Origin of the sequence: Paenibacillus vulneris (genome assembly GCF_039543185.1) — a bacterium.
GTDB classification, from domain to species: domain Bacteria; phylum Bacillota; class Bacilli; order Paenibacillales; family NBRC-103111; genus Paenibacillus_S; species Paenibacillus_S vulneris.
The window spans coordinates 14,554-38,565 of the sequence record NZ_BAABJG010000029.1; the positions used below are offsets into that span (position 1 = coordinate 14,554).

The window sequence follows — 24,012 nt, forward strand, 5'->3', positions numbered from 1 at the left end:
AGTTCGCCTTACGAGTAAGTGCTTCTGTAAAAGTGCGCTGACAGACGTGTTTTTCCATCAATTTTTGCCGTGTATTCATTGACGCCGCAGGTGTTCGGTGGTACACTTACGAATACATTCTTTATTTTGGTAGTATGGTAGCATATTAGCGAACTAAAGCGAATACGTTGAAAAAAGATGACTGTTACTATTAGGCGGGTGAAGATCGGTGTCGAAACCAAAAGTGTTTGAAAAACCGACCGGAGTTAAAGATTATCTTCCAGAGGCGGCAGCTAAACTCCGCTCTATTGAAACCAATGTTCTGCAATGCATGGAGCGCTGGGGTTATTCGGAAATTATTACGCCGACGCTGGAATTCTATGATACAGTAGGGGTAGCCAGCTCGACAGAGGATCGGAAGCTGTTCAAGCTGCTGGACCGTAACGGGACGACGCTGGTTATGCGTTCGGATGTAACGGCGCCGATCGCTCGGGTTGTATCCTCGTTATTGAAGGAGAAGCCTTTTCCGATCCGGCTATCCTATCATGCTAACGTATTTCGTGCTTTTGAAGCGGAAGCGGGGCGGGACGCAGAGTTTTTCCAGGCAGGCGTGGAGCTGGTAGGAGACGCTTCCTCGGAATCCGATGCGGAGGTTATTGCTCTTGCCATTGCGAGCTTACAGGCGGCGGGGGTAGAGCGCTTTAAAATCGCATTGGGTCATGTCGGCTTTTTGACCGGATTATTTAATGAAACGCTGAAAGAGAGAAGCGAAGCGCAGCAGGCATTAAAGGAATGCTTGCTCAATCGGGATTATGTAGGCTACCGGGATACGATTAAATCCCTGGGGCTTTCAGCTGACATGCAACAGGAGCTGGAAGGCATTCTGCGCTTGCGCGGGGGGCAGGAAATCTGCGCTCAAGCCAAGCAGGTGGCTCGCGATCCGATGGCGCAGCAATCCATCGAGCACTTGTGCGAGGTGTGGGATGTGCTGGAGGCTTACGGTGTTAGCGAGCATGTAGTCATCGATTTGACCATGATTGGAGACTTCTCCTATTATACGGGAATGACGTTCGAGGGCTACGCGGCAGATCTAGGATTTCCGGTTTGCAGTGGAGGCAGATACGACAACTTATTGACCCAATTCGGCCGTCCGGCTCCGGCAACGGGCTTTGCTCTTAAGACGAACCGGATTCTCGAGGCTGTGAGCAAACAGCCGATTATAACGCCTTCCAAGGTACTGATTGCATATACCGCGTCTAAACGCGGGGAAGCGTTCAAGAAAGCGCACGAAATGCGTCAGCAGGGCGGTACGATGGTAGAAACGCGGTTGATCCCGGACAGATTGAACGACTTCCAGCCGGTACGTAAAGATGATGGAACGTTCTTCGTTAACGGAGCTATCTACCAAGACGTCATCGAGTTTGGGTAAAGGAGCATGGATATGCAGGATGTATTGAAAGTGGCGATGCCCAAAGGGCGTATATATAAGCAGGCTTCCAAGCTGTTCCGAGAAGCGGGCTTTCCGATTCAGGACGATATGGACGATTCGCGCAAGCTCATCATTCCGGTGCCGGAAGCGGGGCTGGAATTTATTATGGCCAAGCCGGTCGATGTAGCGACGTACGTGGAATATGGCGTAGCGGATATCGGCGTTGTCGGTAAGGACGTTCTGATGGAAGAGAACCGCGATGTGTATGAGCTGCTGGATCTTGGCATTGCAAGGTGCCGGATGTCCGTCATCGGTCTTCCTGATTGGAAGCCGGTACTGAATCCGAGAGTCGCCACGAAATATCCAAATGTGGCTTCGCAGTATTTTCGCGAGCGCGGACAGCAGGTGGAAGTGATCAAGCTGAACGGTTCCATTGAGCTGGCCCCGCTGATCGGGCTCGCCGACCGTATCGTGGATATGGTGGAGACCGGACAGACGCTTAGAGAGAACGGACTGGTCGAGCAGGAGGAGATCTTCTCTATCACGAGCAGGCTGATTGCCAATCGTGTCAGCTACCGGATGAAGAATGAAGCGATTCAGGTTTTGTGCGATAAGCTGCAGCAAATGATGGCAGCCTCAGGAAAAGCGTAGAGAAAGAAAATAAAGAGCTTATCTATATCATAAATGGCAATTACAAGGGCAAGGGGGAAATCGTGATGAAAATCATGCCGGCCAGCGAATTTGCGCTTCAGCGTGAAGTGGAGTACGGCTCGGAAGAGCAGAACGAGCGGGTCAAAAGCATTATTGAGAGCGTGCGCAGGGAAGGCGACGCAGCGCTCAGACGGTTCGCACAGCAGTTCGATAAAATTACGGTCGATGAGCTGCGCGTGAGCGATGCGGAGATTGAGGCGGCCTACGCGAAGGTAGACGAGAGCTTCCTCACCGCGATCAGGGAAGCGGCGGATAATATTCGGCGGTTCCACGAGAAGCAGATGCGCACCTCCTGGATGGATTTGCAGCCGGATGGCAGCATCCTGGGGCAAGTGATCCGTCCGCTTCGCCGGGTAGGCCTGTATGTTCCGGGCGGAAAGGCGGCGTATCCGTCCTCCGTGCTGATGAACGCCATTCCCGCACAGGTAGCCGGAGTGCCCGAGATTGTAATGGTCACCCCACCGGCAACCGCCGGGGTCGAAGGCATCGACCCGCACATCCTGGTTGCAGCTGCGGAAGCGGGTGTCAAAGAGATTTACCGTGTCGGAGGAGCGCAGGCGGTAGCCGCTCTGGCCTACGGTACGGAGTCGATTCCGGCAGCGGATAAGATCGTTGGGCCGGGCAACATCTATGTAGCGCTGGCCAAGCGCTACGTGTTCGGTGCAGTGGACATCGACAGCATCGCCGGCCCGAGCGAGATCGTGGTGCTGGCCGATGAATCGGCCGACGCGGCCTACGTGGCGGCCGACCTGCTGTCGCAGGCGGAGCACGACGAGATGGCTTCGGCGATCCTCATCACGCCGTCCAAGCCGCTTGCCGAGGCGGTGCAGGCGGAGGTAGCCCGCCAGCTGGAGACGCTGCCGAAGAAGGACATCGCTTCTGCATCGATCCGCGATTATGGGGCGATCCTCACGGTAGACAGTCTCGAGGAGGGCGTGCGCGCCGTCAACCGGCTGGCGCCCGAGCATCTCGAGGTGCTCGTGAAGGAGCCGTTCCAGTATTTGAGCGCTATCGAAAATGCCGGCGCTATCTTCCTTGGACCTTACAGCTCAGAGCCAGTAGGCGATTATTTCGCCGGTCCAAACCATGTGCTGCCGACGAACGGCACGGCTCGTTTCTCTTCCCCATTGAATGTGGATGATTTCATGAAGAAATCGAGCGTCATCTATTACAGCAAGGATGCTCTCTTGAAGAACGGGGACAAAATTATCGCATTAGCCCGCCATGAAGGGCTCGAAGCCCACGCAAGGGCGATACAAATACGACTTGAGAAAGAAGGGATTTCCCGTGGCTGATCAACAAGCGACTCGCTCGGCAAGCATTGCCCGTAAAACAAATGAAACGGACATTCAACTGAACTTTAACGTGGACGGCTCCGGTGTCTCGGAAATCGAAACAGACGTGCCGTTCCTGAACCATATGCTTGACTTGTTTACGAAGCACGGCCAATTTGACTTGCAGGTTAAGGCCATCGGAGATATCGATATCGACGACCACCATACGGTGGAGGATATCGGGATTTGCTTAGGCTCAACACTGCGCGAAGCGCTGGGCGACAAGAAAGGGATCAAACGGTATGCCAACGTATTCATCCCTATGGATGAGGCACTGGCCCAAGTCGTGATCGACGTGAGCAACCGTCCGCACTTCGAATACCGTGCCCAGTACCCATCCAATCAGGTCGGCAGCTTCTCGACGGAGATGGTTCAAGAATTCCTCTGGAAATTCGCATTGGAAGCCCGCATTACTCTGCATGTCATTGTCCACTACGGCCAAAACACGCATCACATGATCGAAGCGATATTCAAAGCGCTCGGCCGTGCGCTGGACGAAGCGACGAGCATCGATCCGCGCGTGAAAGGCGTGCCATCCACGAAGGGAGTGCTGTAGCCATGATCGCCATTATCGACTATGGCATGGGCAATCTGCACAGCGTCAGCAAGGCCGTTGAGCGCCTAGGCTATGAGGCGGTGATCACCTCCGACGAGCAGCAGATTATGGCTGCGGACGGTGCCATCCTGCCGGGCGTAGGCGCCTTCGGCGATGCGATGGAGCATCTGCGCGAATCGCAGCTGGACGGTGTGGTAAAGCGTTATGCGGAATCCGGCAAGCCGCTTCTCGGCATCTGCCTCGGCATGCAGCTTTTGTTCAGCCGCAGTGAGGAGCACGGCTCGCACGAAGGCTTGAACCTGCTGCCGGGCAGCGTAGTCCGCTTCCGCGGCAGCTATAAGGTGCCGCACATGGGCTGGAACCGGCTGCAATTCGTGCAGTCGAGTCCGTTATTCAAGGGCATCGAGCAAGGGCATGTCTACTTCGTGCACTCCTATCATGTTCAACCGGAGCAGCCGTCGGATTTGCTTGCGACGACGGATTATTACCAGCAGGTAACAGCCATCGTCGGACGGAATCAAATATACGGGATGCAGTTCCATCCCGAAAAGAGCGGCAGCACCGGCATGAAGCTGCTAGGTAATTTTCTCGAGCTGTGCAGGGTCAGCTGTTAGTACCAGCTTCCGACGAATGGGATTGCGGCTGCACAGCCGAATCAATGAGTAAAGAAACGGGGGAGGACGAACCGATGCTTGCCAAACGTATTATTCCTTGTCTCGACGTTAAGGATGGGCGGGTTGTCAAAGGCGTAAACTTCGTCAATCTGCGCGATGCGGGTGATCCGGTCGAGCTGGCGGCGATTTACGACCGGGAGGGTGCAGACGAGCTTGTGTTTCTCGACATCTCCGCGTCCGTCGAAGGGCGGGCAACGATGATCGAGGTGGTTAAGAAAACCGCAGGCGAGATCACAATCCCGTTTACGGTAGGAGGCGGGATCTCCAGCGTGGATGACATGAAGCGGCTGCTCCGCGCAGGCGCAGACAAGATCGGCATCAACACGGCCGCCATCAAGAATCCGCAACTGATTTCCGACGGAGCGCGCCGTTACGGCTCTCAATGCATCGTTGTGGCGATCGACGCCCGGTTTAACGAGGCATGGGGAGAATGGGAAGTATTCACCCATGGCGGGCGCAATGGCACGGGGATCAAGGCGCTGGAATGGGCGAAGCAGGCGGAGCAGCTCGGCGCAGGAGAAATTCTCCTGACCAGTATGGACGCCGACGGTACGAAGGACGGTTTTGACATCCCGTTAACCCATGCCGTGTCCGAGCTGGTGAACATACCGGTTATCGCCTCCGGCGGTGCGGGGACGAAGGACCATTTTTACGATGTGTTTGCAGAAGGCAGAGCGGACGCGGGATTGGCCGCGACGATTTTTCATTATAAAGAGCTTACAATCGATGAGGTTAAGAGCAACCTCAGACATAAAGGGGTCGAAGTGCGATGAGTAACGTGGACAATGAACAACAAGCCGGGCTTTCCTGGGAGGAGCTCTCGGCAGCGATCAAGTGGGATGCTCAAGGTCTGGTACCGGCGATCGTGCAGGATGCGGTAAGCAAGGATGTCCTTATGATGGCGTACATGAATGAGGAGTCGCTGAAGTTGACGCTGGAATCGGGAGAAACCTGGTTCTGGAGCCGCTCTCGCAGCGAGTTGTGGCACAAAGGAGCAACCTCCGGACACACGCAGCAGGTTCGTGCTCTGAAGTATGATTGTGACGGCGATACGCTGCTCGTCCAAGTCATTCAGAACGGTCCTGCCTGCCATACGGGGCGCTACAGCTGCTTCTATAATGAAGTCCCTGTCAAGGGCCAGGCTTCCGCAGAGCCTGCAACGGCTGCAAACGATCGTTTTGCCATGCTGTCCAAGCTGGAGTCCGTCATCGCACAGCGCGAAGCGGAACGTCCGGAGGGCGCTTATACGACATACCTGTTCGAAAAAGGAATCGACAAAATATTGAAGAAAGTCGGCGAAGAAACCGCCGAGGTTATTATCGCAGCCAAAAACCGCGACAATGACGAGCTTCGTTATGAATCAAGCGACCTGATCTTCCACTTGATGGTTCTTCTTCGCGAAGCGAAGCTTCCGTTGGACGAAGTCATGAAAGAACTCGATAGAAGACATAAAAAATAACCGAAACCGCCGATAGGGCGCAGCGTACAACTAAGTAAGGCGATGTTTCCGCCTATGCCAGCTCGCTGCAGCCTCTTAACTGGTGCAATCCGCTATAGTACAAAAGGGCATGGAGCGCAAGACCGACCGTTCGACGAGAGGGCTTCCGTTTATGCCCTTGCTCTGTGTCTTGCGAGGGAAAGCTTGGCAAACGGAAATAATCAATGCCCAAAACGCCCCTTATAATGGTAAAAAGCCCGCTGTTATGCACTTTATCCCCTTTTTTTCACGGAAATGCCTTTTTATAATTCGTTTGTTTTCATGTATACTGGGGTTGTGGACATTTTTATTGTATAATGACTGTTGATGTTATAGATGCATCGGAAAACAACCCACGAAAATTTACGTAAACATTCCATAGCGGAGGTAACCTGTAACCATGTATAGCGACAAATTGAAAATCTTTTCCGGATCATCCAACCCTAAGCTAGCCGAACGGATAAGTAACGAGCTGGGTGTTCCATTAGGCCAAGTCAAGCTTTCCCGATTCAAGTGCGGGGAAATTTACTGCTGCTTCGAAGAAACGATTCGGAACTGCCACGTGTTTTTGGTACAAACATTTTCTCATCCCATCAACGAGAACTTCATGGAGCTCCTGGTTATGATGGATGCAGCCAAGCGCGCGTCGGCAAAAACTATCAATCTTGTCATTCCATACTATGGTTATTCCCGCCAAGAGCGTAAAGCGGCTCCACGCGAACCGATTTCTGCGAAATTGGTTGCGGACCTGTTGAATGCAGCCGGTGCGGACCGTGTTATCACGATCGATCTGCATGCGCCTGCCATCCAAGGATTTTTCAACATTCCTGTCGATCATTTGACGGCGTTGGACCTGCTGAGCGCTCATATCAAGAAGAAGGAAATCGACGATCTGATCGTCGTATCTCCGGATGCGGGCGGTGTGACTAGAGCGGAGAATCTGGCGAACGTGCTGGAAGCCCCTATCGCTATGATGTTTAAAAAGCGCTATGCGCACAATGAAGCGGTCGTTACTCACGTAATCGGGGACGTAAAAGGCAAAACGCCGGTGATCTTCGAGGACTTGATCGATACCGGAACGACCATTGTCAATGTTGTCGAGGGCTTGAAGGAACGGGGGGCCAACGATGTCTACATCTGTGCGACGCACCCGGTATTCTCGGGACCTGCCCTGCAGCGTCTGGATCACCCGAACATTAAGGAAGTCGTGATTACAGACTCTATTGCGATTCCTGAAGATCATTCATCCCGATTCCAGGTGCTTTCCGTAGCCGGATTATTATCCAATGCGATTCGAATTATAAAAGACGGCGGTTCCATCAGCTCCTTGTTCAAATACGGCGGGGTATAAGATGTAATCTACGTATGGGTATCATACTCTTTATGCTATACTTTTTGTATCAACTAACACTGGTTTCCTATGTGAATTCCAGTCGGAACCGGAGGTGCCTTATTTAATGGAAAAGAAAAAGCGTGCTAACCCGAGTCAGCATGAGAAAGTCATACCGATGAAAATGGATGCCACGTTCTTTTTCGAAAGAGCCGTTCAGTCCTTGGACCGATATCATTACGATAAGGCATTAAAGTATTTTCGTCGGGCTGCTGATTACGAACCGGAGAATCCGGTGAATCATTGCAATCTGGCGGGATTGCTTTCGGAGATGGGGAATTACGAGGAATCCAACCGCATTCTTCAGCACGTACTGGATCATATTGATCCGAGTATGACGGAATGTTACTTCTACATGGCCAACAATTATGCCAATATGGAGAATTATGAATCGGCGGAAAAGGCGATCATTCATTACCTCGAAAACGACCCTACAGGCCAGTTCCTTGAAGAGTCGGAGGAGATGATCGAGCTGCTCAGCTATGAGCTGGACCGTCCGACCAAGCTGACCTCGATCAAAAGCCGGGAAGGCATGTTCGAGCATGACCGGGCGCGCAGTATGCTGGAAGAGGGCAAATTTGCGGAAGCGGTTCGTATTTTAGAGAAAATTATCAAGAAGCATCCGGATTTCATGGCTGCACGCAATAATCTGGCCTTGGCCTATTATTACATGGGGCATTTTGAAAAATCCGTTGATATGATACGCCAGGTGCTCGAGCTGGATCCGGGCAATCTGCACGGGTTGTGCAATCTGGCCATTTTCTACCAGCATTTCGGAGATAAGGAGAACTTATCCGAGCTGCTCGGCGTTCTGCGCAAAACGTATCCGTTCCATCAGGATCATGTGTTTAAGCTGGCCACAACGATGGGGATCTTGAGCGAGCACGAGACGGCTTACCGTCTGTTCAAGCGCTTGCTGAAGACGGGGGAGGCAGGACTCGATCCGTGCCTGTTCCACTATACGGCGGTGGCAGCTTATAATACCCAACGGTACGACGAGGCGGAGCGTCAATGGCGTCAGGCGGATAAGTTCGATCCAGGCTCCGAAATTCCGAAGTTTTATTTGAGCCAGCTGGAGAAGGCCCGCACTGAGCAGGTGAAGCCTTCGGTCAGCTATCACTACCATCTTCCTTTTGAAGAGCAGTTCCGCGGGCTGGAAAAGTCTACGGAGGGCTTGCCCGACCACTTGAAGCGGGATCCTTTGGTCCGTTCGTCTTTCTTCTGGGCGCTGCGTCATGGAGATACCGAGACGAAGCTGCAGGTCATTCAAGCCTTTGGCCTGATTGGCGACAGCGAGGTCAAGGAGGCGCTTCTGGATTTTATCCAGGAGCCGAAAGAGGACGATTACCTGAAAAAGGTAGCCATCTTCGTGCTGCGCAATATCGGGCTGCGTGAACCGGTCACAGCAGTCATCGACGGGAATCGGCTGACGATTCCTGCTTCGCCGTTCTCGCCGAATTTGCCGGTTTGGGAGCGGAAATGGCAGGAGGTTATGGATCGTGCCATGCAGGAGATGAACCGCAGGTATGATATGGTACAGCAGTACGATTTGCAAACATTATGGGTAGAATATTTATCGAGAGTTTACCCGAATGTGCCGAAAATAACGAAGAGCGAGGGCTGGGCGGCAGCGCTGGAATATTTGACGGCCAAAATGCACCGCCGCTCCATCTCTTTTCACGAGCTGTCGACTCGTTACCAGGTTACTCCGGCGACGATCAGCAAGAATGTCAAAATGATTGATGAGGCTTGCGGCATTCGCGAGAAGATGGAAGCGATCTTCCCGACGTTCTCAAGCTTTGATAATAAGGTGAAGTAACAAGCAACACGGATGGCGATGAAGAGGGAAACTTTAAGGAGGAACTGAACATGTACAAAGCAATAGTAATCGGAACCGGTCCTGCCGGGCTTACGGCAGCCATTTACTTGGCTCGTGCGAATTTGAATCCTTTGGTCATTGAAGGTCCGGAGCCGGGCGGACAATTGACAACGACTACGGAGGTTGAGAACTTCCCTGGTTTTCCTCAAGGCATTATGGGTCCTGAATTAATGGATAACATGCGCAAGCAGGCGGAACGCTTCGGAGCGGAATTTAAAACCGGCTGGGTGAATCAAGTGGATCTTTCGAAGCGTCCGTTCAAGCTTTCGGTTGAAGGCTTGGGAGATATCGAATCGGAAACGCTGATCATTTCCACCGGAGCTTCGGCGAAGCTGCTTGGCATTGAGAATGAGAAGGAAAGCATCGGCCGCGGCGTAAGCACTTGCGCAACCTGTGACGGCTTCTTCTTCCGCGGCAAAAAAATTATTGTTGTCGGCGGAGGAGACTCGGCCATGGAGGAAGCGAACTTCCTGACAAGGTTTGCAACAGAGGTTCGTCTGGTGCATCGCCGCAGCGAGCTTCGCGCTTCCAAAATCATGCAGGACCGCGCTCGCGCGAACTCCAAAGTGACGTGGAGCCTGAACAAAACTCCGCTCGGCGTCGTTATGGGTGAGAAGGGCGTTACCGGCTTGAGAGTGAAGGATAACGCGACAGGTAACGAAGAAGTTCTCGAAACCGACGGTATTTTCGTTGCGATCGGCCATAAGCCGAATACGGATTTCCTGGGCGGACAGATTACAACCGACGATCATGGCTACATAGTAGTGAAGCCAGGCACGACGCAGACAAATGTGGAAGGCGTTTTTGCTTGCGGCGACGTACAGGACAGCAAGTATCGCCAAGCGATCACCGCTGCCGGAAGCGGATGTATGGCCGCTCTTGAGTGTGAGAAGTTCTTGGAAGGACATGCCGTTCACGACTGGAGTCAATCGCTGTAATAAGGGGGAAAACGTGGGACCGGGGTTCCGCGTTTTTTCATTTCGGCTTCTTGACCTGTGCAAGGGGTTGGCTTATAGTTGGAACAGGAAACAATACGCGATCAAAGTTTATGAGGTGACCAGGAAAATGGGAGAGAAAGTGTACGTTGGAGTCGATCTGGGAGGAACAGCCATTAAGGTAGGGCTTTGCGACGAGAATGGGAAGCTGCTGCAAACCTTTGAAGGACCGACAGGAACGGAACATGGTGTCGACGTCGTATTGGAGAACATCGCGCAATATGTGCGCAAGCTGGTGGCGGATTCTCCATATGAATGGGATCAGGTTGCCGGGATCGGAGCAGGCATCGCCGGATTTATGGATATCCCGGAAGGCTTTATTAAGCTATCCCCCAACTTGGGCTGGCGTAACGTACCTATCAAAACAATTCTTGAAGAGAAGCTCGGCAAAACCGTAAAAATCGACAATGACGCGAATGTAGCGGCATTGGGAGAAGCCTGGAGCGGCGCGGGAGCGGGCATTCCGAACCTCGTATGCTATACTCTTGGAACCGGTGTCGGCGGCGGCATCATCGTTAACGGCAGCATCGTCCAAGGGTTTAAGGGAATGGCCGGCGAATTGGGCCATATGATCGTCGTTCCCGATCTGGAAGCTATTCAATGCGGATGCGGGATGAAAGGCTGTTTGGAAACTGTATCTTCGGCGACGGGCATTATCCGTATGGCCAAAGAAGCGGTGGAACGCGGCGAGCATACCTCGCTTGCATTGGTAGAGAACATTATGGCGAAGGACGTCTTTGACGCGGCGAAATCCGGAGATGAGGTGTCACTGCGGATCATTAACCGTGCAGCCTATTATTTAGGCAAATCTATGGCGCTTGTGTCGGTCGTATTGAACCCGCAGAGGTTTATCGTCGGCGGCGGCGTATCGAAGGCCGGAGATATTCTGTTTGATGCTATTCGCAAGTATTTCAACGAATTTGCTCAGGAATCCGCCAAGGAGGGCGTCGAAATCGTCCCTGCAAGTCTGGGCAATGATGCCGGAGTGGTAGGAGCCGCCGGTTTGAATCTGCACTCCTAGTCGACGCGGTTTGATATAAATAGAGATGGAAGAGTTCTGCTTGTTTTAAGAGCTTGTTTCGTTAAAACAGCTCGGGTTTCAGGCGGCAAGCCGACGGGAATCCGGGCTCTGGAGGTGGAAAGTCCCATGGAAGAAATGCATACCTTAGGCAAACTCGTGATTATTACCGGAATGTCAGGTGCCGGCAAAACCATTGCTGTGCAAAGCTTGGAGGACTTGGGCTTTTTCTGCGTGGATAATCTTCCCCCCGTACTCATACCTAAATTTGCCGAATTGATTGAACAATCCAAAGGCCGTATCGGCAAAGTAGCTCTAGTTATTGACCTTCGGGGAAGGGAATTCTTCACTTCCCTGTCGGAATCGTTACGTTATATTAAGGAGAACCATACGCTGACGTATGAGATTCTGTTTCTCGATGCGACGGATTCCGTCCTGGTACAGCGGTATAAGGAAAGCCGGCGGAAGCATCCGCTGGCGCCTGCAGGCGCGCCTCTGGAAGGCATTGTGCAGGAGCGCAAGCTTCTGGAGGAGCTCAAGGGCATGGCGACCCAGGTGATCGATACGAGCAGTCTGAAGCCTGCGCAGCTGAAGGAGCGGATCGTGTCGCGGTTCACGAATCTGGAATCGAACGGTATCTCGATCAATGTGATTTCCTTCGGCTTCAAATACGGGGTTCCTATCGATGCGGACCTTATCTTCGACGTCAGGTTCCTTCCTAATCCGCATTATGTGGAGACACTCCGGCCTAATACAGGCCAAGATCCGGAAGTATACGACTATGTCATGAAATGGAACGAGACGCAGGAATTTCTCAGCAAGCTTCTCGATATGCTGAACTTTCTTGTTCCCCAGTACAAGAAGGAAGGCAAAAGTCAGGTTGTCGTAGGCATCGGTTGTACAGGGGGCAAGCACCGTTCCGTAGCCATTGCGGAATATCTGGGTAAAGTGATGGGGAACAGCGAGACGGAGACGGTACGGGTCAGCCACCGGGACTCCGAGCGTGACCGGGTTGAGGTGAAGAAATGACGGATACCCGTCTTGAGAGTGCGCGCCCTAAAATCGTTGTCATAGGGGGAGGCACTGGACTATCGGTAATGCTCCGCGGCTTGAAGGAGAAGCCGATGGATATTACGGCGATCGTGACCGTAGCGGATGACGGAGGGAGCTCCGGCATCCTCAGGTCCGAGCTGGAAATGGTGCCCCCAGGTGATATCCGCAACGTATTGACGGCATTGGCCGATGTAGAGCCCCTGCTCGGCAACATGCTGGAATACCGCTTTGAGAAAGGTCAAGGATTAGCCGGCCATAGTTTGGGCAATCTAATCTTGGCAGCGATGCGAGATATTACCGGTGATTTCGTTACCGGAGTACGGGAGCTAAGCCGTGTATTTGCCGTTCGCGGGCGCGTCCTTCCCGCTGCCAATGATCCCATTGTATTGAAGGCGGAGATGACCGATGGAACGGTCGTCGTGGGAGAGTCCAAGATCCCGAAGGCCGGCAAGGTGATCAAGCGCGTCTTTATCGAGCCTTCCGATGTGCCCCCGCTGGATGAAGCGGTTGATGCGCTCAAGCAAGCCGATGCCATTCTCGTCGGTCCCGGCAGCCTGTACACGAGCATTATGCCAAACCTGCTTGTACCAGAAATCACACGCACGATTGTAGAATCCAAGGCGCTGAAAATGTTTATTTGCAATGTTATGACCCAGCCCGGAGAAACCGATAATTATACGGTCAGCGACCATTTGAAAGCCGTATACCACCATGTCGGACATCACTTGTTCGATTATGTTATCGTCAATAACGGAGAAATCCCCGCCCAAGTACAAAGCAGATATGCCGAAAAGGGAGCCAAGGTCGTTCCGTTGGACCTCGAAGAGGTCACGAAAAACGGGTACAAGGTAATCGGCGACCAGCTTGTTCTATTCCGGACCTATCTGCGCCATGATGCCGTCAAATTAAGTCATCACATATATCAACTGGTGGAGAGCTGGATGCACAAGAAGAGGTGATTTGCCATGTCCTTCGCCGCACAAACGAAAAAAGAACTGACGATGATCCAGTCCGATGCCTGCTGTGAGACGGCTGAGCTGTCCGCGCTTATCCGAATGAACGGGTCCGTTCAGCTGACCAATCAGCGTATCGTTCTGGATGTTTCAACCGAGAATGCGGCTATTGCACGTCGTATGTACACGTTGTTGAAGAAGGAATTCAATGTTCATACCGAGCTGTTGGTACGTAAAAAAATGCGGTTGAAAAAAAATAACGTCTACATTGTCCGTGTACCGAATCAGGTGCAGGAGATTTTGTCCAGATTGCAGATCGTATCCGAAGGGTTTCTATTTACACCCGGTATCGCAGAGGATATTATCAAAGAGGATTGCTGCAAGCGCGCCTATTTGCGCGGAGCCTTCCTTGCCGGCGGATCGGTCAACAATCCCGAGGGTTCTTCCTATCACCTGGAGATTTCCTCCATGTATGAGGAGCACTGTCAAGCGTTGTGCCGGCTGGCCAACGAATTTGATTTGAACGCCCGCTGCATCGAGAGGAAGAAGGGCTTTGTATTTTACATTAAGGAAGGCGAGAAAATTATCGAGTTTCTCAATTTGATCGGCGCGCATCAGGCGCTGCTGCGGTTTGAGGATGTGCGTATTATGAAGGATATGCGCAATTCGGTCAATCGGCTGGTCAACTGCGAGACGGCGAATCTGAATAAAACGATCGGCGCGGCCGTAAGGCAAATCGATAATATTCGTCTGCTTCAAAAGGAAATCGGCCTGGAGAATCTGCCTGAGAAGCTTCGCGAGGTTGCGGAGATCCGTCTTATGCATCCGGACATGAATTTGAAAGAAGTCGGCGATCTGCTAAAAGGCAATGTCAGCAAGTCCGGCGTCAATCACCGTCTACGGAAAATTGATGAGCTAGCGGAAAAAATTCGTAAATCATAGCACTTTACGGAAAATATAGATTTTTTGTGTTATTTTACGATACGCCTAGTGTATCGGATGGATAAATGGTATAATATTTGAAAAATCGCTTTTTCATGGTCATTCATCTGGATGGTCATTTGTTATTAAGAAGTAGGGGGTATGGGTTGGAATGTCGAAACGCCCAGTAGTCGTAAAGTTGAAAACTGGCCTTCATGCCAGACCAGCGGCACTATTTGTGCAGGAAGCTAACAAGTTTTCTTCGGAGATCTTCGTCGAGAAGGACGAGAAGAAAGTCAATGCCAAGAGTATCATGGGCATAATGAGCTTGGCTATCAGCACAGGTACGGAAGTGTACATTAGTGCAGAAGGTTCGGACGCCGAGCAGGCTGTAAACGCTTTAGTTGCTTTGGTCAGCAAAGAGGAACTGGAGAATCAATAACAACCGCCACAGGCTTCCGTTAAGGAAGCTTTTTCACCACTTGGGAAGGTTTTAAGTGTTCGCTTAAGCGCCCGATCGGCGCAGCAAAGAGCATATCTTACTGGCGATAACCTGCTGCTGTACGCAGTCGCCCATGCTGAGAATTCGGGTAATGAGATTACGTTACCGGATGGAAGACAATGGGTGGTATGGGATGCACAGAAAAGCGCAACCTTTTCTTGAGCGGAGCGTCTATAATGACGTGTCTTCTGCAGAAAAGGTTTTTTGCTGTTCTTATTTTTATATTTTTATTTTTAGAAGGAGTAAGAGAGATGAAACAGATGAAAAGAGAAATGTCTCTGATGATGATCATCACCTTGTTGTTCACCGTCCTCTTCTCTCCGTTGGCTTCGGCACAGAGCGTAGCGTCGACTTCGACCTACATTCTGCTCTATGTCGATAAAGCGGAGGCGTTTTTGAACGGGAAACAGGTAACGTTAGACTCCCCAGCTACGATCATCAAAGACAAAATGTTTGTGCCTGCCAAGTTCCTGGGGGATGCAATGGGTCTGAAGGTGGAATGGAACGACAAGACACGTCAGATTGAAATGGCAACACCAGGCTTCAACATCGTGCTTGACAGCGACCGTAAAGCTGTATGGATCAATGGCGTGATGGAGCCGTTTGACTCCGTAGCCGCGATCAGTCCGGAAGGGCGTTTGCTGATCAAGCTGACTTGGCTGGCCGACTACATGGGTGCCCGCTATACGTACAATGACGAATTGAGACGTGTAGAGATCATCCATACGAAAACTCCGGCAGGGATTTATATTCCGAACTCGGGGAATTCGAAGCCTGTAGCGAAATTTGCCTTTGCAAAAGACACCTACCGGATCGGCGAACCGGTGAAATACGTGGATCTCAGCTATGATCCGGATGCAGAAGGAATCGCAAAATATGAATGGACCGGCAATAACGAAGCTTTCTTCACGCCGGGGACGTATCCGATTACTCTGACTGTATGGGATGCTCATGGGAACAAAAGTGAGCCTTATACCCGAAACATAACGATAAGCAGTGAAACGTACTTAAGTGCAGTGGAATACCCAATTTACACTAAGCCTCCGGGCGGCTTCATCAAAACGGATTGGAGCACGCTGTGGGGGAACTTCTGGAATTTGCCGCAGCTGCCTAAGCAGGTCACCGCGGATTCCACCAGAAAGCTTCTGGTGAGTGATAGTCCGGAGGAATTCACGGAAAAAGGTATTTTGTATCAAGACACCGTGAACGGAAAAGGAAGGCTGTACGCCGACCACGTGAATGGAACGAAGGAAAAGGTGACTATGGCTATTCTGGCCAAGAATATGTCGAACAAGCCGGTCACTATCAAGACGACCAACAAAGGCGAAGTATGGCCTTCTGTGTATGCAAATTTGATCGGTAACGAAGCGTCGGTGGAATTCTTGATGAAAGACCCCCGCAATGAAGAGATGGTCATTCCGGCCAATCAGACTTTGATTTATTCGCAGATGCCGGAATTTTATCCGGGTCAAGGCGTAAACTTGTTCTATGATGTTGAAACGGACGGAGAAATTCAATTCTCCTTTGTCGCGACAGACCGGATTGCGCAAAACACGTTGACACAGCTTCCGCTTCTGCCGTTCACCGGTCATGTACGGGGCTCGTTCCCGGTATCGGAAGTGACCTGGAATATTAACGCAAGCTCGTTCACTACGCCATCGCGGCTTATTATCGGTGACGGTGAGACGGATCCGTTCCAGCCGGGCTATGACCCGATGAGAAAGCAGAATGTGAAGAACGAAGGCAACTACGGGGTGGTCTACAAGATTCATTCCGATAAGCCGCGTAAAATGGCCATTATGATTCTGGCGTACGGCGGCGTATTCAAAGGCCCATTCAAAATTAACGGCGAGATGCAGCTCGTGCCGCAATCCGGCGTGTTGACTGCATTCGACGGCATGCAAATTCTGGCTAAGACGACAGGCAAGGAACCATCGCTGGATATTGAATTTACACCTCCGGCAGGCTCGGCATTCCCCATCGATCTCATCTTCTATCCTTTAGATGATAAAGAGTAATATAAGCACACAAAAAAGTTCCGGTACTGCCTGACGGCAGCGGCCGGAACTTTTTTGTGGTTATACGCGTTCGATTACTTTATCGATCAAGCCGTATGCTGCGGCTTCTTCAGCGTACATGAAGTTGTCGCGGTCGGTATCCTTCTCGATTTTCTCGAACGGCTGGCCCGTACGCTCAGCCAAGATGTGATTCAGCTTGTCGCGCATTTTCAAGATGCGCTTAGCACGAATCTCGATATCACTTGCTTGTCCTTCCGCTCCGCCCAGAGGCTGGTGAATCATCACTTCGCTGTTAGGCAGCGCAAAGCGTTTGCCCTTGGCGCCTGCCGCAAGCAGGAACGCTCCCATTGACGCGGCCATACCGACGCAGATCGTCGACACGTCCGGTTTAATAAACTGCATCGTATCGTAGATGGCCATCCCGGCTGTGATGGAACCGCCAGGGCTGTTAATGTACAAGTGAATGTCTTTATCCGGATCCTGCGCGGCCAAGAACAACAGTTGGGCAATAATCGCATTGGCCACAACGTCGTTTACCGGAGTTCCCAGAAAAATAATGCGATCCTTCAGCAAGCGGGAGTAAATGTCATAAGCGCGCTCTCCTCTTGCATCCGGTTCAACGACCATTGGAATGAAACTCATATGCTGCAGCCTCCTTAAGGATCATATATGGTAACACTATAACCATCATAGCGTAAAAACAAACAAAGGTCAAGAAAGGTCAAACAATACCTGCAAAAAAACCTCCAACCTGCATAGCTGCCAGGTATAGAGGCTTGATCTTCATAAAGTAAAGTGGCGCGCCCGTAAGGAATCGAACCTTAATCTCAGGCTCCGGAGGCCTACGTCATATCCATTGGACCACGGGCGCATAATAGATTGTCTAACAAAAAGTGAAGCAAGAGTTATTATATGATACCGGGCACAAAAAAGCAACCCTCTGAGTAAAATTGGCATTGGGTATATAGAGATGAAAAAAGATTCCCGGAGCAGAGGTCAGATGTTTCAACGATAGAACTATTTTTTGTCCATTTTGTGAGTTTTAGTTGAAAATGGTTTTCAGATTTTATATAATGAACTTAGCTAAGTGAAAGCTTAGTTGTTTTTTTGAAGTCTGTGGGACTTAAAATGTAGTACTGGGACGAAAAAAGTCCAATAGCCAGCGGGAGTGTGTTTTATGAGAGAGTTACTCGATATTCAAAAGCAGCTTCTGCCGGACTTGCTGGACACGTTGAAAGAACGGTATACCATCCTGCACCATATCATGGTATCCGGTATCGTAGGCCGCAGAACGCTTGCGGCGTCGCTGAACAAGACGGAGCGTATCCTTCGGGCCGAGGTCGATTTTCTGAAAGCGCAGGGATTGCTCAATGTCGATGCCTCGGGCATGAAAATCAGCGAAGCCGGAAGACAGCTTCTGGAGAAAATCGAGCCGCTCGTTAAAGATTTGTTCGGCTTAACGGAGCTTGAAGAACGAATTCGCGCACACTTCGGGCTGAAGCAGGTCGTTGTCGTGCCCGGAGATTCGGACACTTCTCCTCATACGAAGAAGGAGCTGGGGCGCGCCGGAGCTGCCGTACTCAGCAAGTACGTATCCAAGGATGAAGTGATTGCCGTAACCGGAGGCTCTACGATGGCAGAGGTCGCCTATCATTTGTCCTCCTCCACCTCGCTTAAGGGCAGCTGGTTCGTACCGGCTCGAGGCGGACTTGGAGAAAGCATGGATGTCCAGGCGAACACAATCGCTTCGACGATGGCCAAGAAGACGGGCGCCAAGTACCGGCTGCTTCATGTGCCTTATCATCTGGGCGAGGAAGCTTATCAAACCTTGATGCAGGACAGCAACATCCTGGAGATTATCCAGTTTATCCGCAAAGCCCGTATCGTTATTCATGGAATGGGTGACGCTATGGTGATGGCTAGACGGCGGAAGGTCGATGAGGCTACCACAGCAAGCTTGCGGAACGACGGCGCGTTGGCGGAGGCGTTCGGTTATTATTTTGACCGGGACGGCAAAATCCTGCACAATATGCCGACCGTCGGCTTGAGAATCGAAGATATTCAAGAAATGGACTGCGTGATCGGTGTAGCCGGGGGCAAGAGCAAGGGCGAAGCGATCGCGGCGGTGCTGCGGTTCGGCAGAGAAGATATTGTCGTCATTGACGAAGCGGCAGCCCAGGTCATAGTTCAGACATTGCCATCATGACAGGTTATCCTGTCTTGACATAAATCCAAATGACTAATAATTAGGAGGCTATCTCACATGGCAACTAAAGTAGGTATTAACGGTTTTGGACGTATTGGTCGTAACGTATTCCGCGCAGCATTCAACAACCCTGAAGTAGAAGTTGTAGCTATCAACGACTTGACTGATGTTAAAACATTGGCTCACCTGTTGAAGTATGACACGACTCACGGTAAATTCGCAGGCACTGTTGAAGCAACAGAAGGCGCTTTGATCGTTAACGGCAAAACAGTAAAAGTATTTGCTGAGCGTAACCCAGAGAACCTGCCTTGGGCTGCTAACGGCGTTGAGATCGTTGTTGAATCCACAGGTATTTTCACAGCGAAAGAAAAAGCTTCCCTTCACTTGAAAGGCGGCGCTAAGAAAGTTATCATCTCCGCTCCTGCAACAGACGAAGATATCACTATCGTTCTTGGCGTTAACGAAGATAAATACGATCCAGCTAGTCACACTATCATCTCCAACGCTTCTTGCACAACCAACTGCTTGGCTCCATTCGCTAAAGTGTTGAACGACAAATTCGGTATCGTTAAAGGTATGATGACAACGATCCACTCCTACACTAACGACCAATCCGTATTGGATCTTCCGCATAAAGATCTTCGTCGTGCTCGTGCAGCGGCTGAGAACATCATTCCTTCCACTACAGGTGCAGCTAAAGCCGTTTCCTTGGTGCTTCCTGAGTTGAAAGGCAAATTGAACGGTATGGCATTCCGCGTTCCTACTCCTAACGTTTCCGTAACTGACCTGGTTGCTGAATTGAAAGTGAACGTAACGGTTGACGAAGTAAACGCAGCATTGCAAGAAGCAGCTAACGGTCCTTTGAAAGGAATCTTGAACTACTCCGCTGAGCCGCTTGTATCGAGCGACTACAACGGTGACCCAGCTTCCTCCACCATCGACGCTTTGTCGACTATGGTAGTTGGCGACAACCTGGTTAAAGTGGTTTCCTGGTACGACAACGAGTGGGGCTACTCCAACCGTGTAGTTGACTTGGTATCCTTCATCGCAAAAAAAGGTCTGTAATTTAGATCAACCAACTGTGGTTATGAACTGAACGGGTTATAAAACGCTTCGCTCTATTATGCAAAGGGGATGTACTTTCAGGTGCTGTTGAGAGGGTATTCTTTTGATTGGACTTCATAGCGGTATGAATAGAATCTCAAAGGAACCACGCTGGCGCTCTGTAGTACATCCTCTATTGTTTTATAGGCGGGAACGTTTGTAACGGAGTCAGGCAGAACCACATTTTTTATGTTTGGATAGGTCCAGTCGCAATGGTAAAATATAGAGGAGGCGCGGGAGAACAATGAACAAAAAAAGCGTTCGTGACGTAGAAGTAAAAGGCAAAAAAGTATTTGTACGGGTAGATTTCAACGTGCCGTTGGAAAACGGAAAAATCACTGACGATACGCGGATTCGCGAAACGGTTCCTACGATTCAATATTTGACGGAAAGAGGCGCTAAAGTTATTTTGGCGAGCCACTTGGGCCGTCCGAAGGGACAAGTTGTGGAAGAGCTTCGCTTGACTCCGGCTGCTGTCCGTCTGGCTGAGCTGTTGGGCAAACCGGTTGCCAAAGCGGACGAAGCTATCGGCGATGCGGTAAAAGCACAAGTAGCAGCTTTGAACGAAGGCGATGTACTGCTGCTTGAGAACGTGCGTTTCTATGCTGGTGAAGAAAAGAACGATCCGGAATTGGCCAAAGCGTTCGCTGAGCTTGCAGACTTGTACGTGAACGATGCCTTCGGCGCAGCTCACCGTGCTCATGCTTCTACAGAAGGTATCGCGCATCATTTGCCTGCGGTTTCCGGTCTGTTGATGGAGAAAGAGCTGGATGTATTGGGTAAAGCGTTGAACAATCCGGAGCGTCCTTTCACAGCTATCGTTGGCGGCGCAAAGGTTAAAGATAAGATCGATGTTATCAACAACCTGCTGAACATTGCGGACAACATCATCATCGGCGGCGGCTTGTCCTACACGTTCTTGAAAGCTCTAGGTCATGAGATCGGCAAATCGTTGGTAGACAACGAGAAAATCGACCTTGCTCTCAGCTTCATTAACAAAGCGAAGGAAAAAGGCGTGAACTTCCTGCTTCCGGAAGACATCATCGTAACGGACGACTTCAGCCCTACGGCGAATACGAAGGCTGTTTCGATCAGCGGAATTCCTGCGGATTGGGAAGGTATCGACATCGGACCAAAAACCCGTGAGAAATATGCCAAAACGATTGCGGAATCCAAGCTGGTTGTTTGGAACGGACCTATGGGCGTATTCGAAATCGAGCCATTCTCCCACGGTACTCGTGCAGTTGCAGAAGCTTGTGCAGCTACTTCCGGCTATACGGTAATCGGCGGCGGCGACTCTGCAGCAGCAGTTGAGAAGTTCCATCTTGCCGACAAAATGGACCATATCTCCACAGGCGGCGGCGCTTCCCTGGAGTTCATGGAAGGAAAAGCTCTTCCAGGCGTTGTAGCTTTGAACGATAAATAAGACATTTCACATAGACCGGTGAATGACCGGCCTGCTTGAAGCAGGTCCGGTTACTCGCCGGAAATCTACCTACAAGGAGTGACGAAAATGCGTAAACCGATCATTGCCGGTAACTGGAAAATGTTCAAAACCGTAAGCGAAGCGGTAGCTTTCGTTAACGAAGTCAAAGGCAAAGCCGAAGTAGACGGCGTGGAGAGCGTCATCTGCGCTCCATTCACCAACCTGCCTGCCCTGGTTGAGGCTGTAAAAGGAACGACGCTGAAAGTCGGCGCCCAAAACCTTCATTTTGAAGACAGCGGCGCGTTCACAGGTGAAATCAGCGGTGTGATGCTGAAGGACCTTGGCGTAGACTACGTGATCATCGGACACTCTGAGCGCCGCGCTTATTTCGCGGAAACAGACGAGATCGTAAATAAAAAAGTACATGCGGCCTTCAAGCATGGCTTGACTCCAATCCTCTGCGTAGGCGAGAAGCTCGAAGAGCGCGAAGCAGGCCAAACGAAGGATGTTTGCAAAGTGCAAACGGAAGCGGCTTTTGCTGGCCTTAGCGCAGAGCAGGCAGCACAAGTTGTTATTGCATACGAGCCGATCTGGGCGATCGGAACGGGCAAATCCTCCACAGCTGCGGACGCTAATGAAGTTATCAGCTATATCCGCGAATTGGTGGCAGGCTTGTACGGCCAAGTGACAGCGGATGCGGTTCGTATTCAATACGGCGGCAGCGTGAAGCCTAACAACATCAGCGAATATATGCAAGAGTCCGACATCGACGGCGCTCTCGTAGGCGGAGCGAGCTTGGAGCCGGCTTCCTACATCGCACTCGTCGAGGGGGCGAAGTAAGATGTCCAGACCGAAACCGGTAGCACTGATTATACTTGACGGCTTCGGCCTTCGCGGCGAAGTGATGGGCAATGCCGTCGCTCAAGCGAAAAAGCCGAACTACGACCGTTACTGGGCGGAATACCCTCATACGACATTGACCGCTTGCGGCGAAGCCGTGGGTCTTCCGGAAGGACAAATGGGCAACTCCGAGGTTGGCCACTTGAACATCGGTGCAGGCCGTATTGTGTATCAGGATTTGACTCGGATCTCCAAATCGATTCGCGACGGCGAATTCTTCGATAACGAGACGATTCTAGGAGCCATTCGCAGCGCGAAGCAGAACGGCAAGAAGCTGCATCTGTACGGCTTGCTGTCTGATGGGGGCGTTCACAGCCACATCGATCACCTGTTCGCATTGCTCGAAGCCTGCAAAAAGGAACAATTCGACGAAGTGTACATTCATGCGTTCCTGGACGGCCGCGACGTGGCTCCGGACAGCGCTAAAATGTACATGGAGAAATTGCAGTCCAAAATCAGCGAGCTTGGCGTAGGTAAAATCGCTACGGTGCAAGGCCGTTACTATGCGATGGACCGCGACAAACGGTGGGAGCGTACGGAGAAATCCTACCGCGCGATGGTATACGGCGAAGGTCCAACCTATACGGATCCGATGAAAGCGATCGTCGAATCGTACGAGAAATCGGTATTCGACGAATTTGTGATGCCGACCGTTATTGTGAAGGCTGACGGAACTCCTGTTGGATTGGTTGAATCGGGCGATTCCGTTATCTTCTTCAACTTCCGTCCGGACCGCGCCATTCAGCTGTCTCAAGTGTTCACGAACAGCGATTTCCGCGGCTTCGATCGCGGGCCGAAATGCCCTTCGAATCTGCACTATGTCTGCTTGACGCTGTTCAGCGAGAGCGTAGACGGATTCGTTGCTTACAAGCCTAAGAACCTGGATAACACGCTAGGTGAGGTGTTGGCGCAAAACAACCTGAAGCAGCTGCGTACGGCAGAGACGGAGAAATACCCGCACGTAACGTTCTTCTTCAGCGGCGGACGCGATGTAGAGCTTCCAGGTGAAACCCGCGTCTTGATCAACTCTCCGAAAGTAGCGACTTATGACCTGCAGCCGGAGATGAGCGCTTATGAGCTGGCCGAGTCGACGGTGAAGGAGATCGAAGCCGGACGCCACGATGTCATCATCCTGAACTTCGCGAATCCGGACATGGTAGGTCACTCCGGTTTGCTTGAGCCGACGGTCAAAGCGATTGAAGCTACGGACGAGTGCTTGGGTAAAGTCGTTGAAGCGATCCTTGCACAAGGCGGGGTAGCCTTGATTACAGCGGACCACGGAAATGCCGATGTGGTGACGAATCCGGACGGCAGCCGCAACACAGCGCATACGACCAATCCGGTACCTTTTATTGTGACCGACAAACATGTTACACTAAGAAATGGTGGCATTTTGGCGGATATCGCCCCTACGGTGCTGAAGCTTCTCGGAGTACAGCAGCCTGAGGAAATGACCGGTCAAGCTTTAATTCAATAACCATCTTACA

Annotated in this window: 22 protein-coding genes and 1 tRNA gene; 21 read left to right on the forward strand and 2 right to left on the reverse strand. The window is 51.4% G+C overall.

The annotated features are described in order from the left end of the window. The first annotated feature begins 208 nt into the window (after positions 1 to 208). The 16 genes from ABEA66_RS24890 to ABEA66_RS24965 all read left to right on the forward strand — a co-directional run bounded on the left by ABEA66_RS24890 (position 209) and on the right by ABEA66_RS24965 (position 16,889). Complete coding sequence (locus ABEA66_RS24890) at positions 209 to 1,408, forward strand: ATP phosphoribosyltransferase regulatory subunit (protein ID WP_345591776.1); 1,200 nt, start codon at positions 209 to 211, stop codon at positions 1,406 to 1,408. A 12-nt stretch (positions 1,409 to 1,420) separates the two neighbouring features. Continuing rightward, entirely contained in the window at positions 1,421 to 2,059 is a 639-nt protein-coding gene (hisG, locus tag ABEA66_RS24895; RefSeq protein ID WP_079914633.1) for an ATP phosphoribosyltransferase, read from the forward strand. 65 nt (positions 2,060 to 2,124) lie between these two features. Beyond that, on the forward strand, positions 2,125 to 3,414 hold the full coding sequence (hisD, locus tag ABEA66_RS24900) for a histidinol dehydrogenase (RefSeq protein WP_345591782.1): 1,290 nt from the start codon (positions 2,125 to 2,127) through the stop codon (positions 3,412 to 3,414). Then, on the forward strand, positions 3,407 to 4,009 hold the full coding sequence (hisB, locus tag ABEA66_RS24905; RefSeq protein ID WP_256865607.1) for an imidazoleglycerol-phosphate dehydratase HisB: 603 nt from the start codon (positions 3,407 to 3,409) through the stop codon (positions 4,007 to 4,009). Before hisD ends, hisB begins: the two co-directional genes overlap by 8 nt. 2 nt (positions 4,010 to 4,011) lie before the next feature. After that, positions 4,012 to 4,623 (forward strand): imidazole glycerol phosphate synthase subunit HisH, encoded by a 612-nt coding sequence (gene hisH / locus ABEA66_RS24910; protein WP_345591786.1) that lies wholly within the window; start codon positions 4,012 to 4,014, stop codon positions 4,621 to 4,623. A 74-nt stretch (positions 4,624 to 4,697) separates the two neighbouring features. Beyond that, on the forward strand, positions 4,698 to 5,456 hold the full coding sequence (gene hisF / locus ABEA66_RS24915; RefSeq protein WP_345591788.1) for an imidazole glycerol phosphate synthase subunit HisF: 759 nt from the start codon (positions 4,698 to 4,700) through the stop codon (positions 5,454 to 5,456). Next, positions 5,453 to 6,142 carry a bifunctional phosphoribosyl-AMP cyclohydrolase/phosphoribosyl-ATP diphosphatase HisIE gene (gene hisIE, locus ABEA66_RS24920; protein WP_345591790.1) on the forward strand — a complete coding sequence of 230 codons (690 nt, stop codon included), beginning with the start codon at positions 5,453 to 5,455 and terminating at the stop codon, positions 6,140 to 6,142. Before hisF ends, hisIE begins: the two co-directional genes overlap by 4 nt. A gap of 418 nt (positions 6,143 to 6,560) precedes the next feature. Beyond that, complete coding sequence (locus ABEA66_RS24925; protein WP_192703460.1) at positions 6,561 to 7,511, forward strand: ribose-phosphate diphosphokinase; 951 nt, start codon at positions 6,561 to 6,563, stop codon at positions 7,509 to 7,511. A gap of 106 nt (positions 7,512 to 7,617) precedes the next feature. Then, positions 7,618 to 9,369: a tetratricopeptide repeat protein gene (locus ABEA66_RS24930; protein WP_079914640.1), complete on the forward strand. Its 1,752-nt coding sequence runs from the start codon at positions 7,618 to 7,620 to the stop codon at positions 9,367 to 9,369. 50 nt (positions 9,370 to 9,419) lie between these two features. Beyond that, positions 9,420 to 10,367, forward strand: a complete 948-nt coding sequence (trxB, locus tag ABEA66_RS24935) for a thioredoxin-disulfide reductase (protein WP_192703459.1) — start codon at positions 9,420 to 9,422, stop codon at positions 10,365 to 10,367. Between the two features lie 127 nt (positions 10,368 to 10,494). Further along, positions 10,495 to 11,445, forward strand: coding sequence for an ROK family glucokinase (locus tag ABEA66_RS24940; RefSeq protein ID WP_192703458.1), 951 nt, complete (start codon positions 10,495 to 10,497; stop codon positions 11,443 to 11,445). A gap of 126 nt (positions 11,446 to 11,571) precedes the next feature. Next, entirely contained in the window at positions 11,572 to 12,471 is a 900-nt protein-coding gene (gene rapZ, locus ABEA66_RS24945; RefSeq protein WP_079914643.1) for an RNase adapter RapZ, read from the forward strand. Next, complete coding sequence (locus ABEA66_RS24950; protein ID WP_192703457.1) at positions 12,468 to 13,454, forward strand: gluconeogenesis factor YvcK family protein; 987 nt, start codon at positions 12,468 to 12,470, stop codon at positions 13,452 to 13,454. Before rapZ ends, ABEA66_RS24950 begins: the two co-directional genes overlap by 4 nt. A 6-nt stretch (positions 13,455 to 13,460) precedes the next feature. Next, entirely contained in the window at positions 13,461 to 14,390 is a 930-nt protein-coding gene (gene whiA / locus ABEA66_RS24955; RefSeq protein ID WP_079914645.1) for a DNA-binding protein WhiA, read from the forward strand. A gap of 151 nt (positions 14,391 to 14,541) precedes the next feature. Next, on the forward strand, positions 14,542 to 14,811 hold the full coding sequence (locus tag ABEA66_RS24960; RefSeq protein ID WP_028548982.1) for an HPr family phosphocarrier protein: 270 nt from the start codon (positions 14,542 to 14,544) through the stop codon (positions 14,809 to 14,811). Positions 14,812 to 15,122: 311 nt separating this feature from the next. Continuing rightward, positions 15,123 to 16,889 carry a stalk domain-containing protein gene (locus ABEA66_RS24965; protein WP_345591804.1) on the forward strand — a complete coding sequence of 589 codons (1,767 nt, stop codon included), beginning with the start codon at positions 15,123 to 15,125 and terminating at the stop codon, positions 16,887 to 16,889. Positions 16,890 to 16,949: 60 nt separating this feature from the next. On the opposite strand, the gene clpP is transcribed toward ABEA66_RS24965, so the two are convergent. Together clpP and ABEA66_RS24975 are read right to left on the reverse strand one after the other, a co-directional pair. Then, on the reverse strand, positions 16,950 to 17,531 hold the full coding sequence (gene clpP / locus ABEA66_RS24970; protein WP_079914648.1) for an ATP-dependent Clp endopeptidase proteolytic subunit ClpP: 582 nt from the start codon (positions 17,529 to 17,531) through the stop codon (positions 16,950 to 16,952). A 154-nt stretch (positions 17,532 to 17,685) separates the two neighbouring features. Continuing rightward, positions 17,686 to 17,760: transfer RNA gene (locus ABEA66_RS24975), tRNA-Arg, on the reverse strand. Positions 17,761 to 18,066: 306 nt separating this feature from the next. Between ABEA66_RS24975 and ABEA66_RS24980 the strand changes: the two genes are divergently transcribed. The 5 genes from ABEA66_RS24980 (at position 18,067) to gpmI (ending at position 24,002) form a co-directional block, all read left to right on the forward strand. Beyond that, a complete protein-coding gene (locus ABEA66_RS24980) occupies positions 18,067 to 19,095 on the forward strand; it encodes a sugar-binding transcriptional regulator (protein WP_079914649.1) in 1,029 nt (342 codons plus the stop codon). A gap of 57 nt (positions 19,096 to 19,152) precedes the next feature. After that, positions 19,153 to 20,160 (forward strand): type I glyceraldehyde-3-phosphate dehydrogenase, encoded by a 1,008-nt coding sequence (gap, locus tag ABEA66_RS24985; protein WP_079914650.1) that lies wholly within the window; start codon positions 19,153 to 19,155, stop codon positions 20,158 to 20,160. A 283-nt stretch (positions 20,161 to 20,443) separates the two neighbouring features. Further along, a complete protein-coding gene (locus tag ABEA66_RS24990) occupies positions 20,444 to 21,625 on the forward strand; it encodes a phosphoglycerate kinase (protein WP_345591807.1) in 1,182 nt (393 codons plus the stop codon). Between the two features lie 87 nt (positions 21,626 to 21,712). Further along, positions 21,713 to 22,465: a triose-phosphate isomerase gene (gene tpiA, locus ABEA66_RS24995; protein WP_345591809.1), complete on the forward strand. Its 753-nt coding sequence runs from the start codon at positions 21,713 to 21,715 to the stop codon at positions 22,463 to 22,465. Position 22,466: 1 nt separating this feature from the next. Further along, positions 22,467 to 24,002 (forward strand): 2,3-bisphosphoglycerate-independent phosphoglycerate mutase, encoded by a 1,536-nt coding sequence (gene gpmI, locus ABEA66_RS25000; protein WP_079914653.1) that lies wholly within the window; start codon positions 22,467 to 22,469, stop codon positions 24,000 to 24,002. Positions 24,003 to 24,012 lie beyond the last annotated feature (10 nt).

What these genes read in the sequence shown, in the direction of transcription:
- ABEA66_RS24980 (WP_079914649.1), top strand. Translation starts at nt 18,067, where the DNA reads ATGAGAGAGTTACTCGATATTCAAAAGCAGCTTCTGCCGGACTTGCTG.
- ABEA66_RS24990 (WP_345591807.1), top strand. Translation starts at nt 20,444, where the DNA reads ATGAACAAAAAAAGCGTTCGTGACGTAGAAGTAAAAGGCAAAAAAGTA.
- rapZ (WP_079914643.1), top strand. Translation starts at nt 11,572, where the DNA reads ATGGAAGAAATGCATACCTTAGGCAAACTCGTGATTATTACCGGAATG.
- tpiA (WP_345591809.1), top strand. Translation starts at nt 21,713, where the DNA reads ATGCGTAAACCGATCATTGCCGGTAACTGGAAAATGTTCAAAACCGTA.
- hisH (WP_345591786.1), top strand. Translation starts at nt 4,012, where the DNA reads ATGATCGCCATTATCGACTATGGCATGGGCAATCTGCACAGCGTCAGC.
- hisG (WP_079914633.1), top strand. Translation starts at nt 1,421, where the DNA reads ATGCAGGATGTATTGAAAGTGGCGATGCCCAAAGGGCGTATATATAAG.
- ABEA66_RS24930 (WP_079914640.1), top strand. Translation starts at nt 7,618, where the DNA reads ATGGAAAAGAAAAAGCGTGCTAACCCGAGTCAGCATGAGAAAGTCATA.
- whiA (WP_079914645.1), top strand. Translation starts at nt 13,461, where the DNA reads ATGTCCTTCGCCGCACAAACGAAAAAAGAACTGACGATGATCCAGTCC.
- gpmI (WP_079914653.1), top strand. Translation starts at nt 22,467, where the DNA reads ATGTCCAGACCGAAACCGGTAGCACTGATTATACTTGACGGCTTCGGC.
- ABEA66_RS24960 (WP_028548982.1), top strand. Translation starts at nt 14,542, where the DNA reads ATGTCGAAACGCCCAGTAGTCGTAAAGTTGAAAACTGGCCTTCATGCC.
- ABEA66_RS24940 (WP_192703458.1), top strand. Translation starts at nt 10,495, where the DNA reads ATGGGAGAGAAAGTGTACGTTGGAGTCGATCTGGGAGGAACAGCCATT.
- hisIE (WP_345591790.1), top strand. Translation starts at nt 5,453, where the DNA reads ATGAGTAACGTGGACAATGAACAACAAGCCGGGCTTTCCTGGGAGGAG.
- gap (WP_079914650.1), top strand. Translation starts at nt 19,153, where the DNA reads ATGGCAACTAAAGTAGGTATTAACGGTTTTGGACGTATTGGTCGTAAC.
- clpP (WP_079914648.1), bottom strand. Translation starts at nt 17,531, where the DNA reads ATGAGTTTCATTCCAATGGTCGTTGAACCGGATGCAAGAGGAGAGCGC.
- hisF (WP_345591788.1), top strand. Translation starts at nt 4,698, where the DNA reads ATGCTTGCCAAACGTATTATTCCTTGTCTCGACGTTAAGGATGGGCGG.
- trxB (WP_192703459.1), top strand. Translation starts at nt 9,420, where the DNA reads ATGTACAAAGCAATAGTAATCGGAACCGGTCCTGCCGGGCTTACGGCA.
- ABEA66_RS24965 (WP_345591804.1), top strand. Translation starts at nt 15,123, where the DNA reads ATGAAACAGATGAAAAGAGAAATGTCTCTGATGATGATCATCACCTTG.
- ABEA66_RS24925 (WP_192703460.1), top strand. Translation starts at nt 6,561, where the DNA reads ATGTATAGCGACAAATTGAAAATCTTTTCCGGATCATCCAACCCTAAG.
- hisD (WP_345591782.1), top strand. Translation starts at nt 2,125, where the DNA reads ATGAAAATCATGCCGGCCAGCGAATTTGCGCTTCAGCGTGAAGTGGAG.
- ABEA66_RS24950 (WP_192703457.1), top strand. Translation starts at nt 12,468, where the DNA reads ATGACGGATACCCGTCTTGAGAGTGCGCGCCCTAAAATCGTTGTCATA.